The sequence below is a fragment of the Billgrantia sp. C5P2 genome, from assembly GCF_051062895.2.
The window spans coordinates 4,402,456-4,417,459 of the sequence record NZ_CM128542.1; the positions used below are offsets into that span (position 1 = coordinate 4,402,456).

General features: G+C 64.7%; 11 protein-coding genes. 8 read left to right on the plus strand and 3 right to left on the minus strand.

Going from position 1 to position 15,004, the window contains the following annotated elements:
- Positions 1-148 precede the first annotated feature (148 nt).
- The 4 genes from dctP to ACRWQA_RS20510 all read left to right on the plus strand — a co-directional run bounded on the left by dctP (position 149) and on the right by ACRWQA_RS20510 (position 4,997).
- Entirely contained in the window at positions 149-1,252 is a 1,104-nt protein-coding gene (dctP, locus tag ACRWQA_RS20495; RefSeq protein ID WP_263581561.1) for a TRAP transporter substrate-binding protein DctP, read from the plus strand.
- A gap of 68 nt (positions 1,253-1,320) precedes the next feature.
- Positions 1,321-1,821 carry a TRAP transporter small permease subunit gene (locus ACRWQA_RS20500; RefSeq protein WP_434229746.1) on the plus strand — a complete coding sequence of 167 codons (501 nt, stop codon included), beginning with the start codon at positions 1,321-1,323 and terminating at the stop codon, positions 1,819-1,821.
- Positions 1,818-3,152, plus strand: coding sequence for a TRAP transporter large permease (locus tag ACRWQA_RS20505; protein WP_263581563.1), 1,335 nt, complete (start codon positions 1,818-1,820; stop codon positions 3,150-3,152). The genes ACRWQA_RS20500 and ACRWQA_RS20505 overlap by 4 nt, the downstream gene beginning before the upstream one ends.
- Positions 3,153-3,320: 168 nt before the next feature.
- Positions 3,321-4,997 (plus strand): ABC transporter permease, encoded by a 1,677-nt coding sequence (locus ACRWQA_RS20510; protein ID WP_434229749.1) that lies wholly within the window; start codon positions 3,321-3,323, stop codon positions 4,995-4,997.
- Here the strand turns inward: ACRWQA_RS20510 and ACRWQA_RS20515 are convergent.
- Entirely contained in the window at positions 4,983-6,080 is a 1,098-nt protein-coding gene (locus tag ACRWQA_RS20515) for an ABC transporter ATP-binding protein (RefSeq protein ID WP_263581565.1), read from the minus strand. The two genes, ACRWQA_RS20510 and ACRWQA_RS20515, sit on opposite strands and share 15 nt — an antisense overlap.
- Before the next feature lie 284 nt (positions 6,081-6,364).
- Here ACRWQA_RS20515 and ACRWQA_RS20520 point away from each other — a divergent pair, with 284 nt between their 5' ends.
- Positions 6,365-7,393 carry a Fe(3+) ABC transporter substrate-binding protein gene (locus ACRWQA_RS20520; protein ID WP_263581566.1) on the plus strand — a complete coding sequence of 343 codons (1,029 nt, stop codon included), beginning with the start codon at positions 6,365-6,367 and terminating at the stop codon, positions 7,391-7,393.
- A gap of 100 nt (positions 7,394-7,493) precedes the next feature.
- On the opposite strand, the gene ACRWQA_RS20525 is transcribed toward ACRWQA_RS20520, so the two are convergent.
- The gene (locus tag ACRWQA_RS20525; RefSeq protein WP_263581567.1) at positions 7,494-8,411 is read right to left on the minus strand and encodes a LysR family transcriptional regulator; all 918 of its coding nucleotides are present in this window, start codon (positions 8,409-8,411) and stop codon (positions 7,494-7,496) included.
- Between the two features lie 156 nt (positions 8,412-8,567).
- On the opposite strand from ACRWQA_RS20525, the gene ACRWQA_RS20530 reads away from it, so the two are divergent.
- The 3 genes from ACRWQA_RS20530 to ACRWQA_RS20540 are packed head-to-tail and all read left to right on the plus strand — an operon-like array spanning position 8,568 to position 12,155.
- Positions 8,568-9,950 carry a uracil-xanthine permease family protein gene (locus tag ACRWQA_RS20530; RefSeq protein ID WP_434229754.1) on the plus strand — a complete coding sequence of 461 codons (1,383 nt, stop codon included), beginning with the start codon at positions 8,568-8,570 and terminating at the stop codon, positions 9,948-9,950.
- A 13-nt stretch (positions 9,951-9,963) separates the two neighbouring features.
- Positions 9,964-11,445, plus strand: a complete 1,482-nt coding sequence (locus ACRWQA_RS20535; RefSeq protein ID WP_263581569.1) for an amidohydrolase family protein — start codon at positions 9,964-9,966, stop codon at positions 11,443-11,445.
- Complete coding sequence (locus ACRWQA_RS20540) at positions 11,442-12,155, plus strand: sulfite exporter TauE/SafE family protein (RefSeq protein WP_263581570.1); 714 nt, start codon at positions 11,442-11,444, stop codon at positions 12,153-12,155. The genes ACRWQA_RS20535 and ACRWQA_RS20540 overlap by 4 nt, the downstream gene beginning before the upstream one ends.
- Positions 12,156-12,161: 6 nt before the next feature.
- Here the strand turns inward: ACRWQA_RS20540 and polA are convergent, their stop codons facing one another.
- A complete protein-coding gene (gene polA / locus ACRWQA_RS20545; RefSeq protein ID WP_263581571.1) occupies positions 12,162-14,945 on the minus strand; it encodes a DNA polymerase I in 2,784 nt (927 codons plus the stop codon).
- Between the last annotated feature and the right edge of the window lie 59 nt (positions 14,946-15,004).

Below are 15,004 nucleotides of genomic sequence, written 5' to 3' on the forward strand. Positions count from 1 at the left end.
ATTCCGATCGTGCCAGCATGCTAGCTTGTCGATGTTTGCCGAACGGCCAGCCTGGTGATCCCAGCGGCTGCGGGCCCCCTCGGTGCCCCGCCTCGGCACATGGCTCTTCCATTGCGGCACTACAACAAGACCCACAAGGGAGCACGAGATGAAGATGAAGTCGAAATTCGCACTTTCCGGCCTGGCTGCCGGCATCGCCCTGGCAGCCTTCGCCTCCGCCGCCCAGGCTCAGGAACAGTGGACCATGACCACGACCTGGCCGGACAACCTGGACCTGATCGAGATCGACCGCCACTGGGCGGAGCTGGTCAACAAGCTCGCCGGCGACGAGCTGCAGATCGAGTTCCGCGCCGGCGGCACGCTGATGCCCGGCACCGAAGTGTTCGACGCCACCGAGACCGGCAGCATCGAGGCCGCCGGCGACTGGCCCGGCTACTGGGCGGGGCGCAGTTCGGCGTTCTCCCCCCTGGCCGCCACGCCCAGCCTGTTCAATGCCATGGACTATCTCAACTGGATCCAGCAGTGGGGCGGCTTCGAGCTCTACCAGGAGGTCTACGGCCAGTACAACATGGTCTACCTGCCCTACGGCATCACCAACAACGAGTCGGGTTTCATGGGGCGCACCCCCATCGAGAGCCTGGCCGACCTGGACGGCAAGCGCCTGCGTCTCTCCGGTCGCGACCAGGGCCGGGTACTGGAACGCCTGGGCGGCTCCCAGGTCACCCTTTCCGGCGGCGAGATCTACCAGGCGGTGGAACGGGGCGTGGTGGACGGCGCCGAGTTCTCTACCCCGGGCGTGGATTACAACGCTGGCTTCGCCGAGGTGGTCGAATACTGGGCGACGCCCGGCTGGCACCAGTCCGCCAGCGTGTTCGGCGTGATGATCAACAAGGACGCCTGGGACGCCCTCTCCGAGGAGACCCAGGAGAAGCTGAAGATCGCCGCCGACGCCACCCTGGCCTGGTCGCTTGCCTGGTCCGAACGCGAGTCGACCGAGGGTACCGTCAAGTTCCAGGAAGCCGGCGTGGAGATCTCCACCTATGGCGACGAGGACATGGCCCGTATCCAGGAAGTGGCCAACGAGGTGATCGTGGAAGGCGCCTGCGAGGACCCGATGCACGCCAAGGTCTACCACTCCATGGTCAGCTACCTGCAGCACTACGCCAACTGGCGGGATGTCTCGGTGCCCTACAACATGAGCCGCAGCTTCGACAACCTGCCCGACCTCGAGGCCATCGAAGCCTGCCTGTAAGGCGCTCCTCACGTCGCCCCGGCTCTCACGCCGGGGCGTTTCAGTCCTGAGGTCGGAGACCGTATGCCATGAATGCGATTGCCAAGGCGATCGACACCCTCAACGAGGTGTTCGGGCGGATCATCGCGCCGCTGATCGCCATCGTTACCCTGGTGGTGCTCTACGACATCGCCCTGCGCCTGTTCACCGGGCGACCCAGCGACTGGGCCTTCGACATCACCAAGATGCTGTTCGGCGCCCACTTCATGCTGATGGCCGCCTACGGCCTGCGCCACCATGCGCATGTCGAGGTCGACGTGCTCAAGCGCCTGCTCTCGCGCAGGAAGCAGGCCGCACTCGAGATACTCGGCTATCTGATCTTCTTCGTGCCCTTCATCTGGATGCTGTTGACCCTGGGCTGGAGTTTCTTCATGCGCGCCTTCAGTCGCGGTGAAACCACCTATGGCATCGTCTCGATTCCCGTCTATCCGGTGAAGGGCGTGATCGTGGTGGCCGCGGTGCTGATCCTGCTCCAGGCCATCGCCATCGTGATCCGCGCCATCCAGCAGTTGCGAGAGGAAGTCGCATGAGCCTTAGCCCCGAAATGCTGACTCTGGTGATGTTCGGCGGCCTGCTGGTGGGGCTGTTCATGGGCCATCCGCTGGCCTTCGTGCTGGGCGGCGTGGCCGTCATCGGCGCCTACCTGGGCCCCGGCCCCCGCGTACTCGGCACCATCATCAACAATATCTACGGCAACGCCATGGACAATTATGTCCTGGTGGCCATCCCGCTGTTCGTGCTGATGGCACGCTTCCTCAACGACTCGGGGGTCACCGAGAAAATGTTCGAGTCGATGCGCCTGCTGCTGGCCAACCTGCGCGGCGGCCTGGCGCTGACCGTGGTCATCGTCTCGGTACTGCTCGCCGCGACCACCGGCATCGTCGGCGCCTCGATCGCGGTGATGGGCATGATCGCCCTGGCCCCGATGCTCAAGTACGGCTACCACAAGGGGCTCAGCACCGGTGTGATCATGGCCAGCGGCTGCCTCGGCATCCTGATCCCGCCGAGCATCATGCTGATCCTGATGGCGAGCTATTCGCCGGTGTCGGTGGGGGCGCTGTTCGCCGGCGCCTTGGTCCCGGGATTGCTGCTGGGCGCCATGTATGCCCTCTACGTGCTGGTGATCTGCCTGGTGAAACCGAGCTACGGCCCGCCGGTTCCTCCCGAGGAGCGCGCCGAGACCAGCACCGGCGAGCTGTTGCTGATGCTGGCCAAGTACGTGCTACCGCCGATGGCGCTGATCCTCGGCGTGCTGGGCGCGCTGTTCACCGGCGTCGCCACCGCCACCGAGGCCTCGGCCATCGGGGTAGGCATCGCCTTCGTGCTGTTTTTGATCTTCGGCGACCGCAAGATCTCCACCTGCTTTCGCACCCTGATCGACGCCAGCAAGACCACCACCATGGTGATGTTGGTACTGGTCGGTGCGACCGCCTTCACCGGGGTGTTCTCCCGCGGCGGTGGCATGACGGTCATCCACGAGCTGGTCATGGCCATGCCCGGCGGCACCACCGGCGCCTTGATCCTGATGCTGTTCCTGGTCTTCGTCCTGGGCATGTTCCTCGACTGGACCGGCATCGTGCTGCTGAGCTTTCCGATCATGCTGCCGATCGTCGCCGACATGGGGATCGACATGCTGTGGTTCGTGGTGATGGTGGCCGTGGTGCTGCAGACCTCCTTCCTCACGCCGCCGTTCGGCTACGCACTGTTCTACCTCAAGGGCGTGGCACCGAAAGGCGTGGAGATCATCGATCTCTATAAGGCGGTGATCCCCTTCTGTGCGCTGATCGTGCTGGCTTGCCTGCTGATGGCCTTCTTCCCGGTGCTGGTGACGGGCCTGCCCTCGCTCATGCTCGGTTACTAGCTCAGCGCACACTTCGACTTCGGCGCCCGTATCGCAAGATGCGGGCGCCTTTCCTTGATGCCGGTCAGTTGGCGCAAGCTGCAGCCGCACGCGGCAACTGGTATCATTTCCGGCCGTTACCGCCTCGCATTACTGCGCTGTTGCGCCGGCCAGTGAAGGAGTTCCCGCTTGTTCCGATCCGCGACTACCGGCCTTTCCTCGCTGTCTCGCCGCCTGAGCCTCTGGACACTGCTGATCCTGACCGTGGCACTCGTCGTCGCCCTGCCGGTCATCGTGGTGCTGGCCCATATCGTGATGCCGACCCAAGGCGTCTGGCAGCACCTGGCCAGTACGGTGCTGGGCCGTTACCTGGGCAATACCTTCTACCTCGCCGTCACGGTGGGGCTCGGCAGCATGGTAATCGGCACAGGTGCCGCCTGGCTGGTGGTGATGTGTCGCTTCCCGGGTCGGCGAATCTTCGAGTGGGCGTTACTGCTGCCGCTGGCCGTGCCCACCTATGTGATCGCCTATGCCTATACCGACTTACTGCAATATGCAGGCCCTGTGCAGAGCTGGCTGCGCGAGATCTTCGAGTGGGGGCGCGGTGATTATTACTTTCCCAATATTCGCTCATTGGGCGGCGCCGCCACGCTGATCACCCTGGTGCTGTACCCCTACGTCTACCTGCTGGCCCGGGCCGCGTTCCTGGAGCAATCGGTGTGCGTGCTCGACGTTGGCCGTACGCTGGGGCGCGGCCCGTGGAACCTGTTCGCCAGCGTGGCCGTGCCGCTGGCACGTCCGGCCATCGTTGGCGGCGTCTCGCTGGTATTGATGGAAACCCTCAACGAATTCGGCGCGGTACAGTTCTTCGGCGTCGACACTTTCACTACCGGTATCTATCGCACCTGGTTCGGCCTGGGCGAGCAGGTCGCCGCCGCCCAGCTAGCCGCCTGCCTGCTGCTGTTCGTCATCGCACTGGTACTGCTGGAGCGCTGGTCGCGGGGCAAGCGCCAGTATTTCCATACCACCAACCGCTACCAGCAGTTGCCCGAATACCGCCTGCAAGGCTGGCGGGCCGCTACGTCTTTCATGGCCTGTGCCCTGCCGGTACTGATCGGCTTTTTGATCCCCTGTGGCCTGCTGTTGCAGATGGCCATCGCCAAGGGCGATGCGCTGCTCGGCACCCGCTTCCTCGACTTCGCCTGGAATAGCCTGCTGCTGGCCGTCATCGCCTCGGTGATCGCGGTGGGCCTGGCCGTCGTTCTCAGCTATGGGGTGCGCCTTCACGACAGACCGCTGACGCGCATCGCCACGCGGATCGCCTCGATGGGCTACGCAATTCCCGGCTCGGTGATCGCGGTGGGTATCCTGATTCCCTTCGCCTGGCTCGACAACACCCTGAACAGCTGGCTACACGCCCACTACGGCAAGATCGTCGGGCTGATCTTCAGCGGTTCGGCGTTCATCCTGGTGTATGCCTACGTCGTACGCTTTCTGGCGGTGTCGTTCAATACCGTGGAGGCCAGCCTGGGCAAGGTAACGCCGAGCATGGACGCCGCCTCACGCACTCTGGGCCAGACGCCGACCGGCACGCTCAAGCGGGTGCATACACCAATCATGCGCGGCAGCCTGATCGCCGCCGGCATCCTGGTCTTCGTCGATGTGATGAAGGAACTGCCGGCGACCATCATCCTGCGCCCCTTCAATTTCGATACCCTGGCGGTCAGGGCCTACAGCCTGGCTTCGGACGAGCGCCTCGCCGAGGCCTCGACGGCCTCACTGGCCATCGTCGTCGTCGGCATCGTTCCGGTGGTCCTGCTGAGCATGGCGATGCGCCGCTCGCGCCCCGGCTCAGGCAGCCGCTGAGGGAAAAACGAAGACCTGCGACAGGTCGAGGTGTATGTCGACCCGCTGCCCTTCGGCAGGCAGGAAGACGCCGGGTACCCTGGCATGCAGGTGGGCCTCGCTGCCATCCTCGCCGTGGGCGCAGATGTGCAGCAGGCTGCTGCGCCCCAGCAGCTTGGCCATGACCACATGGCTGTAGCGATGCTCCGGCGCCGGCTCGAAGTGCTCGGTGATGCGCAGCGCCTCGGGCCGGATCATTACCAGTGCCTGGCTCCCTTCGGGCAGCCAGCCGGCCTCCACCGGCCCCACCGGAGTCTGCACACGACCACCCTGTACCACGCCACTCAGCTCGTTCACCTCACCGAAGAAGGCGACGACGAAAGGATCGCAGGGCGCGCAATAGAGCTCCCGAGGCGTGCCCATCTGCACGATGCGACCATTACGCATCAGGGCGATACGATCGGCCATGAACATGGCCTCTTCGGGATCGTGGGTCACCAGCAGGGTAGCGGCACCGACCTTCTTGAGCACGTGCAGGGTATCGTCGCGGATACGGTCGCGCAGGCGCGCGTCGAGGCTGGAAAAGGGCTCGTCGAGCAGCATCAGCTGCGGGGCCGGCGCCAGGGCGCGGGCCAGCGCCACGCGCTGCTGCTGCCCTCCGGAAAGCATGTGCGGGTAGCTTTCGGCATAGGCGGCCATGCCCAGTTGTTCGAGCAGCGCCAGGGCCCGCTCGCGGCGCTGCCGGGGCGGCTCGCCCTTCAGACCGAAGGTGACGTTCTCGATCACCGTGAGATGCGGGAACAGCGCCGAGTCCTGGAAGGCCAGGCCGACGTTGCGCTTCTCCGGCGGCACGTGGCGCCCCTTGGGCACGGCAATCTCACCACCGTTGAGGGATACACGTCCCTGCTGCAGTACCTCGAGCCCCGCCGCGATACGCAGCAGGGTGGTCTTGCCGCAGCCTGACGGCCCCAGCAGGCAGACGACCTCGCCGGGCGCCACGTCCAGGTCGACACCACGCACGGCGGCCTGGCGGTCGAATGTGTGGTGCACCCCCTCCATGGACAGCGCAGTGGTCTGACGGTAGGGAGCGTGTCCGACTTCCATTGGCTTCGATTGGCTAGTCATAGAGCAGGCGACATGATCCAAGGGGAAATGACAACCTTCATCCTACCCGAAATGTCCAGCAAATACGTTTGAAATCAAATCGCATTTGCCAATTTTTTCGCATTTTCTTGCTTCCGGTCAGCTTCGCCGCACCCCGCACGCATGGGCTTCCTGCGGCAGGCTTGACGGCTTGTACGCAAAACGCTTCAATAGCGCTCAACGTAATGCAACGTATTATCATTGCTTCAACAAAAACCTAGTCAGCCTCTCGAGGTGAAACCATCATGATCCACCGTCATCGTCTCGTCGCTCCGCTCGCCGCCATGCTGGCGGGCTCCGCACTGGCCAGCACGGCAGCCGCCGATGAGCTCAATCTCTATTCGGCTCGCCACTACGACTCCGACGAGAAGCTCTACCAGGCTTTCACCGAGCAGACCGGGATCAAGGTCAACCTGCTGGAGGGCGACTCCGACCAGCTGATCGAACGCATCCAGCGCGAGGGCGTGGCCAGCCCTGCCGACGTGATGATCACGGTCGATGCCGGTCGCCTGTGGCGCGCCGAGCAGGACGGCATCTTCCAGAGTGTCGAATCCGACGTGCTCGCCGAGCGTCTGCCGGAAGCCATGCGTCACCCCGAAGGCAAGTGGTTCGGCTTCAGCCAGCGCGTGCGGGCGATCTTCTACAACCCCGAAAATGTCGATCCCAACGAGATCACCTCCTACGAGGACCTGACTGATCCGCGCTGGGAAGGCGAGGTGTGCATCCGCTCCTCCAACAACATCTACAACCAGTCGCTGCTGGCCTCGATGATCGAGCACCACGGTGCGGAAGGTGCCGAGGAGTGGGCCCAGGGCATCGTCAACAACATGGCGCGCGATCCCGAAGGCGGCGACACCGACCAGATCAAGGCAGTCGCTGCCGGTGAGTGCGACCTGGCCGTGGCCAACCACTACTACTACGTGCGCCTGCTCGAATCCGAGGAAGCCGCCGACCGTGAAGTGGCCGAGAAAGTCGGCATCCTGTTCCCCAACCAGGACGACCGCGGCATCCACATCAACGTCGGTGGCGCCGGCGTGGTCGAAGGCGCACCCAACCGGGAGAATGCGGTTCGCTTCCTCGAGTTCCTGGCTTCCGACGAAGCCCAGGAGATCTTCGCCGCCGGCAACTACGAGTTCCCCGTGGTCGAGGGCGTGAAGATGAGCGAGACGCTGGAGTCCTGGGGCGAGTTCAAGAAGGACGACCTCAACGTCAACATCCTGGGTGAGAACAACCCGGAAGCGATCCGCATCTTCGATCGCGCCGGCTGGCGTTAAGCCTTACCGTGCAAGAACGCCCGCGGCCATGGCCGCGGGCGATTGCGTTTGAGGTGTCAGGATCGACCAGTGGCCGCCGTCTGCCGACCGGGCCAGGCGACTAATCCGCCGACCCAGGTTCGATAGACAGCATCGCCTCGCGCAGCCGTTCCGCCAAAATGGAGGTAGCCATGGGCAGGGCACGGTCGCTGTGGGCACAAAGGGTCAACTGCGCCTTGGCGATATGCCGATCGAACAACGGCTTGAACATCAGCTCGCCATGGGCGAGTTCGCGAGCGATGTCGAGTCGGTTGAGGAAGGCGACACCAAGCCCAGCTCGTGCCAGCGACTTGAGGGTGAGGATCCGGTTCCCCGCAGCGACAGGCTCCAGCTCAAGGTCTGCCCTGGCCAATACCTGCTGGAGGGTCGAGCCATGAAACATCTCGGAACTGGGCAACAGCGCCGGATAGGCTAGGCATTCTTTTAACCACAGCGCCTCGCGTTCGGCCAATGGATGACTTGGCGCCAGCACGGCCCCGAACTCCAGGCCAACCTGCTCGATGAAACGGACCTTGGGCGTGATAGGGGGATTGATACACAGTCCGATATCGGCATCCCCCGTGACCACCTGCTCGAGGATGGCATCGGTCATGCCGGTCACCAGCTTGAAGCGCACCTGAGGGAAGCGCTCATGAAAGGCAGCCAGCACCTGGGGCAGTAGCTGGTCCGTCAGTGACTCCACGCTGGCAATACGTACCTCTGCGCAACCGGTACCGCGGATCTCACCCAGATACTCCTGCAAGCGTCTCTCGTCACGTTGCCATTGGCGAATCTGGTGAAGCATCAGCTCTCCCGCTGGGGAGAGCCGCAACCCGCGGGGCAGACGCTCGAAAAGTGGAACCCCGAGCTCGTCTTCCAGCTTGAGGATCTGTCGATTGATCGCCGACGCCGCCACGTGCAAACGCTCGGCAGCCTTCCGCAACGACCCCTGCCGCGCCACCTCTTCGAAGTAACGTAATCCAGGCAGCAGCAGATGCATGCCCTCTCCTTGCTCAATCGTTGCTTTTTCGGCAACAGTTGTCACGAAATTTTATTATGGACCAGAACAGATCAGCCCCGCTAGGGTGATTTCAGGATGCCAAGTCGGCTCTCTGCCTCAGCCCTCTACCGGGCCACCACAACAACAAGAGGATCCATGATGAACACCACTCCCAACCCACCCGATGCGACGGTCGAACCCGTCGATGAGCGCTTGCCGTTGGGCACCATGCTGCTCTACGGCTTACAGCACGTATTGGTGATGGCGGCCGCCCCCATTACCGCCGCCTTCCTGATCGGTCATACCCTGGAGCTGCCGGACAATGTCACCGTCGGTCTGATGAGTGCCATCTTCCTGGCCTGTGGCCTGGCCGGCATCCTGCAGTCGGTTGGGGTATCCGGTTTCGGTGCTCGCCTGCCTTTCGTTCAGGTACCCGGAGGCGCCCCGCTGGTGATCTTCCTGGCCATCGCCCAGGCCACGGATCTGCAGACAGCCACCGGCGCCGTGATCCTGACGGGCCTCTTCTACTTCCTGGCCCTGCCCTTCTTCACCCGGGTGCTGAGATTCTTCCCACCCATCGTGATCGGCACCATGCTGCTGCTGGTGGCCGTCAATCTGATTCGCATCTTCGGCGGCCTGATCACCGGCCGTCCAGGGTCCCCGGAGTTCGCCGCCATGGGCAACATCGGCCTGGCCCTGGTCACCATCGCCTGTACCGTGATCTTCGCCCGCTGCTTCACCGGCATGTGGCAGCGCATCGCCGTGATGCTGGGGCTGCTGGCCGGTGCCGCGGTGGCCGTTGCCTCGGGCGCGATGTCCTTCTCGGGCGTGCTGGAGGGGCCGATAGTGGCATTCCCACAGCCTTTCCCCTTCGGCATGCCGAAGTTCGACCTGTTCGCTTCGCTGCCACTGATCATCTTTTCCGTGGTATCGATGACCGAGGCAACGGGCCAGACACTCGCCACCGCCGAGATTGTCGAGCGCAAGGGCGACCATAAGGCCATCGTGCCGCGCAACATCCGTGCCGACGCCCTTGGCTCGCTGTTCGGCGGCTGCTTCGGCACCTCACTGATCATCACCAGCGGCGAGAATATCGGCATCATCCGCGCCACCGGCGTACGCTCCCGCTACGTGACCATCGCCGCCGGCGCCATGCTGGTGCTGCTGGCCCTCTGCGCGCCCTTGGGGCGGCTGGCCTATGCCATCCCCACCGCCGTGGTGGCGGGCACAGCAGTGATCGTCTTTGCCATCATCGGCGTCATGGGCATCAATATCCTGCGCCGGGTCGACTTCAATCAGAACGGCAACATGTTCACGCTGGCCGCGGCGCTGGCCATGGGCCTGATTCCCATCGTCGTGCCCGGCTTCTACAGCGCCTTCCCGCAGCACCTGCAGATCGTCCTTGGCAATGGCCTGGCCATGGGCACGCTGACAGCAGTGCTGGTCAATATCCTGTTCTATCACCTGGGTCATTCTCGCACCCCGGCACCGGCCACCAAGCAGGTCGACCTCGCCGGCGAACACATCAAGAGCAAGTAAAAAGGGAACCCCCATGTCCACTCCTTCACAGGCCCGCGACACCGCGGGCCAGGGAATGCTTTCCCCTGAGTTTTTCGACGCCGACACCCTTCTACTGCTCCCCGAGGAGGTACTGCTCGGAAGCGGCTGCGCCAAGGGCCAGGCGGTTCTCGTCTCCGAGGGAAAGTTCACCGAGATCGGCGAGCGCGCCGCCTTGCTCGCCCGTCATCCCGAGCTGACGCCGATCGAGCTGCCGGGCAAGCTGCTGATGCCCGGCTTCATCGACACCCACCATCACCTGACCCAATCGCTGGGCAAGTCGCTGGTGTTCGGCGAGCCCTCCGAGATCTTCAAGCGCATCTGGGTCCCGCTCGAGGCCAGCCTCGACGAGCAGACGCTTTACCTCTCGGCCAAGCTTGCCGCGCTGGAGGCGCTGCGCGGAGGTTTCACCACCGCAGTGGATGCCGGCACCCGCGCCTCGGCGGAGATCGGCAGCATCGCCCAGGCCGCCGAGGAGACCGGCCTGCGCTGCGTGTTGGGCTTCATCTGCAACGATAAGGGCGGCACGGAAGCCACCGCGAATGGCGCCGAGATCCGGCGCGACGCCGAGCGGCATCTGTCCCGCTGGGCGGGGCATGCGTTGATCGCGCCTTCGCTGGCGGTGTCGATTCCCGAGGTGGCTAGCGACGCCATGCTGCATGCCGTCTCCTCGCTCTGCGCCGAGGCTGGCACCATCTTCCAGACCCACGTCAACGAACACCTCCAGGCCGTGGAACGCTCCTTGGTGGCACGTCGCCAGCGTCCCCTGGAACACCTCCACAGCGTCGGCGCCCTGGGCCCGCAGGCGCTGGTGGCTCATGCCACCCTGGTCACATCAACGGAACTCAACCTGCTGCGCGACACCGGCACCGCGGTGGCCTTCAATCCGGTTGCCAGCTCGTGGAAGGGCAACGCCGTGGCGCCCGCCCTGCAGATGGCCGCGCTGGGCATCCGCTTCGGCCTGGGCACCGACGGCACGCGCAGCGACGCCTTTCGCCTGATGGATGCCGCCGAGACCAGCCAGCGCCTGACCGTCGGCCTGGCGACCGGAGATTCGTCCTGTGGCGGCGGCTGGCTGTGGCTCGAACACGCCACCCGTGCCGGTGCCGATGCGGCGGGGCTCAAGGAATTGACTGGCGAGGTCGCTCCGGGCCTGGCCGCCGACTTCCTGCTTGTCGATCTCGATGTGCCGGAGATGACGCCGTCCTGGGATCGTCCGTGGGAGCTGGTGCGCTACGCCAATCGAGACCAGATAGACGCCGTGTTCACCAACGGTCGGCTGCGCCTGTGGCAGGGCTGGCCGGTGGAATGGGATGCCCGCGCGCTGCTGCGCGAGGTGCGCGAGGTGGCCGGCGCCGCAGTGGAACGCGCACCGATCTACCGAGTGCACCCGCCGTCCTCGGCGCAGCGGGCAACGGTCAACGGGGTTCAGGGAGCCGACGCTAAGATGACCGCAGGAGCGGCTCGCCCGTCATGAACGAGATCGCCGTCTTCGTCATCATTGCCGCCGCCACCGGCATCGCCGCCTTCGTACAGGGCGCGATCGGTATCGGCTTCGCGTTGATCGTCGCCCCGGTGCTGGGCTTCCTGCGCCCGGACCTGCTGCCTATCGCGCTGCTGATTCTGATGTTGCCGCTCAATCTTTATGTCGGCCTGCGTGAACGCGAGGCAATCGACTGGAAGGGTGTCGGCTGGATCAGCCTGGGTCGTCTGCCCGGCACCTTCCTCGGCCTTTGGATCCTGGTCGTCCTGAGCGCCGACGGTCTCAACCAGTTGGTCGGCGCCTCGACGGTAATCGCCGTGCTCGCCGCCCTGTTCGCCCCGGTGTTTCGACCACAGCGCAGTGCTTGCGCCACCGTCGGCGTCATCACCGGCATCACCGAGACCGCCACCGGGGTCGGCGGCCCGCCCCTGGCGCTGCTCTACCAGCATCGCCCAGGACCGGAACTGCGCTCGACCATTGCCTGCTGCTTCCTGGTCGGCGAGATCATCTCGCTGATCATTCTGGCCGCGGCGGGCAAGTTCCACCTAAACCAGCTGCTCTGGGCCCTTTACCTGCTGCCCCCGCTGGTCATCGGCAGCGTCGCCAGCCGCGTGACACATCACCGCATCGACGCCAGGCGTCTGCGCCAGGGCGTGCTGCTGTTCGCGCTGGTGTCGGGCGTCATCCTGATGACCCCCTTCTAGCGTCCCCTAGTGCGCCTCGTCCCAGTTGACGCCGCTCTCGGCCTCGACGATCAACGGCACGCTGAGCTCGGCGGCGGCCTGCATGCGTGCCTTCACCTCGCCAATGAACTCTTCCACCTGGTTCTCGCCGACTTCGAACACCAGTTCGTCGTGGACCTGCATCACCATGCAGGCGTCGAAGGCGCTTTCCTGCAGCCAGGCGTCGACCTCGATCATGGCGCGCTTGATGATGTCCGCCGCGGTGCCCTGCATCGGCGCATTGATCGCGGTGCGTTCGGCGGCCTGGCGCCGGGCATGGTTCTGGGCGCGAATTTCGGGCAGGTAGAGCCGGCGGCCGTACACGGTCTCGACGAAACCATCCTCGGCGGCCTGGGCGCGGATGCGGTCCATGTAACGCGCTACCCCCGGGTAGCGGTCGAAATAGCGGTCGATGTAGGTCTGTGCCTGGCTGCGGTCGATGTGCAGCTGTTTGCCCAACCCCCAGGCGCTCATGCCATAGATCAGGCCGAAGTTGATCGCCTTGGCGCTGCGTCGCTGTTCGCCCGAGACCTTCTCCAGCATCACGCCGAAGACCTCGGCCGCCGTGGCGGTGTGGATGTCGCGCCCCTCGGCGAAAGCGGAAAGCAGCCCTTCGTCCCCGGAGAGATGCGCCATGATACGCAGCTCGATCTGCGAGTAATCGGCGGCGACGATGCGATAGCCGGGCCGGGCGATGAAAGCCTGGCGAATCTTGCGCCCCTCCTCTGTACGGATGGGAATATTCTGCAGGTTGGGGTCACTCGATGAGAGCCGCCCGGTGGCGGCCACCGCCTGGTGATAGCTGGTGTGCAGCCGCCCGGTGCGCTTGTTGACCAGCCGCGGCAGCTTGTCGGTATAGGTCGACTTGAGCTTGGCCAGCCCGCGATGCTCCATGATCACCTTGGGCAGCGGGTAGTCCAGCGCCAACTCCTCGAGCACCGCCTCGGCAGTGGAGGGTGCGCCCTTGGGCGTCTTCTTGAGCACTGGGATCTTCTGCTCGTCGAACAGGATCTCTCCCAACTGCTTGGGCGAGCCGAGGTTGAACTCGCGCCCGGCCAGCTCGAAGGCGCGCGTCTCGAGCGTCTGGATGCGCGCTTCGAGCTCCTGGCTTTGGGCGTGCAGGCGCGCGGCGTCGATCGCCACCCCGGTGCGTTCGATGCGCGACAGCACCGGGATCAGCGGGAGCTCGATGTTGTCGAGCACTTCGGCCAGGCGCCCTTCCGCCTCGATGCGAGGGCGCAGTTCGCAATGCAGGCGAAGGGTGACGTCGACGTCCTCGCAGGCGTAGGGCACGGCCTGCTCGAAATCGATCTGGTTGAAGGTGAGCTGCTTGGCGCCCTTGCCGGCGATCTCCTCGAAGCTCACCGTCTTCTGGCCGAGATACTTGAGGGCCAGCGAATCCATGTCGTGGCGGGTGGCCGTGGAGTTGAGTACGTAGGATTCGAGCATGGTATCGGTCAGCGGCCCACGCACATGGATGTCGTAGTTGGCCAGCACCGAGATGTCGTACTTGAGGTTCTGGCCGATCTTGCCGCGGCAGGGATCCTCCAGCAGCGGCTTCAGTGACGCCAGCACGCTGGCACGGTCGAGCTGGTCGGGTACGTCGATGTAATCGTGGGCGAGCGGCACGTAGGCCGCCTCTCCAGGCTCCAGCGCCAGCCCCACGCCGACGATCTCGGCATCCATGTAGTTGAGACTGTTGGTCTCGAGATCGAAGCAGAAGGCTTCGCAGGCATCAAGCCGAGCCAGCCACGCGTCGAGCTCCGCCTGGGTCAGGATCAGGTGGTTCTGGCACGCCGCTACGCTGGCCGGCGGCGCGTCGGGGTCGAGATTGCCCGCTGCCGCCGTACCCACCACCCCGGCGCCACGCTGGACATCGTCGACACCCTCGTCCTTGCCGGCCAGCAGCTCGGAGAGCCAGGCCTTGAATTCGAGTTCGGTGTAGAGCCGCTTGAGCGCCTCGCGATCGGGATGAGCGATGTCGAGGTCGTCGAGCCCCACCGGCAGTTCGCAGTCGGTCTTGATGGTGGCCAACTGGTACGAGAGGTAGGCCATATCGCGATGCTCGTCGAGCTTCTTGGGCAAGGTCTTGGCACCGCGGAAGTCGAGCGTCCTGACCTTGTCCAGATCGGCGTAGATGGCATCCAGCCCCCCGCCCACGCCCTGCAGCAGGCCCAGAGCGGTCTTCTCGCCCACCCCCGGCACGCCGGGGATGTTGTCCACCTTGTCGCCCATCAGCGCCAGGAAGTCGATGATCAGCTCAGGCGGCAGGCCGAACTTGGCCTTGACCCCCTCCACGTCGAGGAGCTCGTCCTTCATGGTGTTGACCAGCGTGATATGGCCGTTGACCAGTTGCGCCATATCCTTGTCGCCGGTGGAGATCACCGCGTCGCGGCCGGCCTCGGTGGCGAGACGGGCCAGGGTACCGATGACGTCATCGGCCTCGACTCCCTCGACGCACAGCAGCGGCAGCCCCAAGGCACGCACGCAGGCGTAGAGCGGTTCCACCTGGCTGCGCAGGTCGTCGGGCATCGGCGGACGCTGGGCCTTGTACTCTTCGAAAAGCTCGTCACGAAAGGTCTTGCCCTTGGCATCGAACACCACCGCCATGGGGCTGTCGGGGTAGTCCTTGATCAGCCGCTTGAGCATGTTGAGCACGCCCTTGATGGCGCCGGTGGGCTGACCCGTGGAGGTGGTCAGCGGCGGCAGGGCGTGAAAGGCGCGGTAGAGATAGGAGGAACCGTCGACGAGAACGATGGGCGTATCGGCCATGAATCGGCATCCGTTGGGTCTGTGCAGGAAAATGTGATTCTGATCAGCCATGATACGCA